The following is a 3,147-nucleotide window of genomic DNA, read 5'->3' on the forward strand; positions in this document are numbered from 1 at the left end:
AAGAAATGTTGCATCATCATCCTGTTTATTATCATGAAAAAACAAATACATGGAATGTGTTTAAATATGAAGATGTTAAACAAGTATTAAGTAACTATGAATTCTTTTCAAGTGAAGGTCCTAGAACAACCATTTTTGTTGGAGCTAACAACAAACAAGAAAAAACTTCCCCTATTATGAATATTACACTCTTAGATCCACCTCAACATCGGAAGGCACGCTCCTTGTTAGCCGCAGCTTTCACTCCCCGCAGTTTGAAGAACTGGGAACCTCGTATTCAACAGATTGCAACTGAACTTGTAGAAGGCATACAAGAAAACTCTACTGTGAATATTGTTGAAGCCTTTACTGCCCCTTTTCCTAGTCTAGTTATAGCAGATTTATTTGGGGTACCGGTACAAGATAGAGATCAGTTCAAGAAATGGATTGATATTCTTTTTCAACCTTATGACAAAGAAAGGCTGGAAGACATTGAGTTAGCGAAACAAAATGCTGCAAAAGAATATTTCCAATTTCTCTACCCGATTGTCATTCAAAAACGTTCAAACCTTTCCGATGATATTATCTCCGACTTAATCCGGGCTGAAGTAGAAGGTGAAAGGTTGACAGATGAGGAGATTGTGCAGGTCACAATGTTACTTTTAGGCGCGGGTGTTGAAACAACCAGCCATGCGATTGCCAATACGTTCTATTCATTGCTCTATGATGATGAGTCATTATATGGGGTACTAAAAAGTAATCGGGAACTAGTGCCAAACGCAATCGAAGAAATGCTCCGATACCGTTTTCATATGTCACGAAGAGATCGTACTGTGAAACAGGACAATAATTTATTAGGTGTTGATTTAAAAAAAGGAGATGTAGTCATCGCGTGGATGAGTGCATCCAACATGGATGAAACTATGTTTGAAGATCCTTTCTCTCTAGACATTCATCGTTCAAACAATAAAAAGAATTTAACATTCGGAAATGGTCCACATTTCTGTTTAGGTGCACCTCTTGCACGATTAGAAATGAAAATTGCACTAGAGGCATTCTTACAAAAGTTTTCTCGTATCGAACCAATTAATGGATTCGAATTAGAAAAAAATTTAACTGCTTCAGCTACTGGACAGTCCTTAACTTATTTACCGATGAAGGTTTACAACTAAAAATGTAAAAGTCAATAAAGGATACCGGCAAGAAACCGCATTTTCCTGACGGTACTCCTTTTAAGTGTTTGCAGTTCTTTTCGTGTTTCTGCTTTTGTTAGGATTTTGTGATTGATAGTAATTTTTTTATAGGTATTTTCGATAATGCTTAGTTTCTCCAGCCAATACGTTTCAATCCTTGTCCAACCGTTAGTAAAAAAAGCGCCTCCACATATTGTAGAAACGCCCCATTAGTTAAATAAGAACCTTCTTTTATTGCATATAATCAACCTAATACGCATTAACATCACGATTATTAGTTCTAGACCTTCACCTTAATTCATAAATTTTAGAAAAAAATGAGGTGTTTTATTATGCTGAACTTCCATGATATATGCCATCAATATGCTCAAATTGTTAACGGGAAGGCTAATGTGAAACATGGAGTTTGTTCAGTAGAAATCAATCGAAATCTTCATGTCACTATCCAAGGACGTCCAAGTCGTGGTGAACTTCACGCAGGAATATCGTTTGAATCAATGGATCACGAAGGAAATGCACTTAATCTTGGAGAAGTTGTCCTCCTAGAAGAAGAAATCTCGCCTTTTGTTAATATATTAGTTCGCAATAACCTAATCATAAGCGCTATTCACAATCATTGGATTTTTACCAATCCCAATATTTTATATGTTCATTTTCAATCTGTGGAATCTCCATTAACGTTTGCACAAAAAGTCGCAAAAGCCTTTAATGTTTTAAAACATTAGATTACTTGACTCTTCGAACGAATCATTCCCAGCAATGTTAGTCTCAAATTATCATAAATATCTATTTGTTTTATATAATTTTAAACTTTGCTGAATGAAAACAGCACTACAGACTCATACTGTTTAGCACACCTACCTCCATCTCAACATGGAGGTTTCTTAATGTCAGTTAGAAAAGTAGGTAAAGTATGGTCACTTCGAATGGAGACTGGGATTGATAGGCGAATTGGCAGACGGAAACAAAACATCTAAATCCTATGAATATAGCATTTTTTTCATATTTTCAGCTACATCAATATGCTAAAATATCCCTATAATATAAAGGAGGAAGAAGTTAAAGTTGTAATATAAAAAGAAGGAAAGGAATTTGACTTATTTGTTAAAATCAAAAGTATTTATAATAACAGCACTAATATTAGCCTTTATTCAATGAAGAAAATACTTAATAAGCTGTTTAATGTTATTCACAGACAACAAAAAGCAGATACTGTCCTCTAAAAGTTGTTCCAAAGATAATAAAGTTATTTAAAAATCAGGGTGATCTGAATGTATTCATCTCGCTTTTTCCATATCATATATAATAAAAAATGTAGAATATCTCTATGTTTGTTAATTTAACAATCAAACAAACAGTTATAAGGAAGTGGATTTATGCAAGAATCACTTTTAATTTTCTTTTGTTTAGCCATCACATTACATAATTTAGAAGAAGCTTTATGGTTGCCACAATGGTCTCAACAACCTTCAAAATTTCAAAGGGCAGTAAGTGCAAATGAATTTCATTTTGCTGTGTTAGTTATTACATCACTAGCTTATTTATCTGCATTTAGTTATTTTTATTTTCCTAAGTCTATTCTAGTTAAATGGGTGTTTATTGGATTTTTAGGTTCAATGATACTTAATGCCATTTTCCCTCATCTTCTTGCAACAATTGTAATGAAAAAATATGCACCTGGTCTTTTAACAGGGGTTTTACTAAACATTCCTATCAATNNTAGAATGTTTATGGATGAACTAATTTCCTTAAAAGAAACTGTTTTTTCCACAATTATTGTAGGACCAATTTTAATATTAGTAATTCCTTTATTATTTAGAATTGGGAAAAGAGTATTCCCTGCTTATTAATTTCTTTATAGTTAAATTGGAGACTTTACATAAAGATATGGCTCGTGAATTAAGTAACTTTATTATTTAATTTTCACGTCAACAATCCTAAATAAGATTAGAATTTAAACAACTTTCCAAAAATA

At 33.0% G+C, this 3,147-nt stretch carries 3 protein-coding genes; all 3 read left to right on the plus strand.

Annotated elements, in window-relative coordinates; all coding sequences use genetic code 11:
- Nucleotides 1-1,151 (plus strand): cytochrome P450 (locus tag V7068_RS19255; RefSeq protein ID WP_499714125.1); only part of this gene is annotated, 1,151 nt, incomplete at its 5' end.
- A 353-nt stretch (nucleotides 1,152-1,504) separates the two neighbouring features.
- Nucleotides 1,505-1,897: a DUF1259 domain-containing protein gene (locus V7068_RS19260; protein ID WP_499714126.1), complete on the plus strand. Its 393-nt coding sequence runs from the start codon at nucleotides 1,505-1,507 to the stop codon at nucleotides 1,895-1,897.
- Nucleotides 1,898-2,548: 651 nt separating this feature from the next.
- Nucleotides 2,549-3,022 carry an HXXEE domain-containing protein gene (locus tag V7068_RS19265; RefSeq protein WP_499714127.1) on the plus strand — a complete coding sequence of 158 codons (474 nt, stop codon included), beginning with the start codon at nucleotides 2,549-2,551 and terminating at the stop codon, nucleotides 3,020-3,022.
- Nucleotides 3,023-3,147: the final 125 nt, after the last annotated feature.

The sequence above is a fragment of the Bacillus sp. JJ634 genome (genome assembly GCF_036962285.1).
GTDB classification, from domain to species: domain Bacteria; phylum Bacillota; class Bacilli; order Bacillales; family DSM-1321; genus Peribacillus; species Peribacillus asahii_A.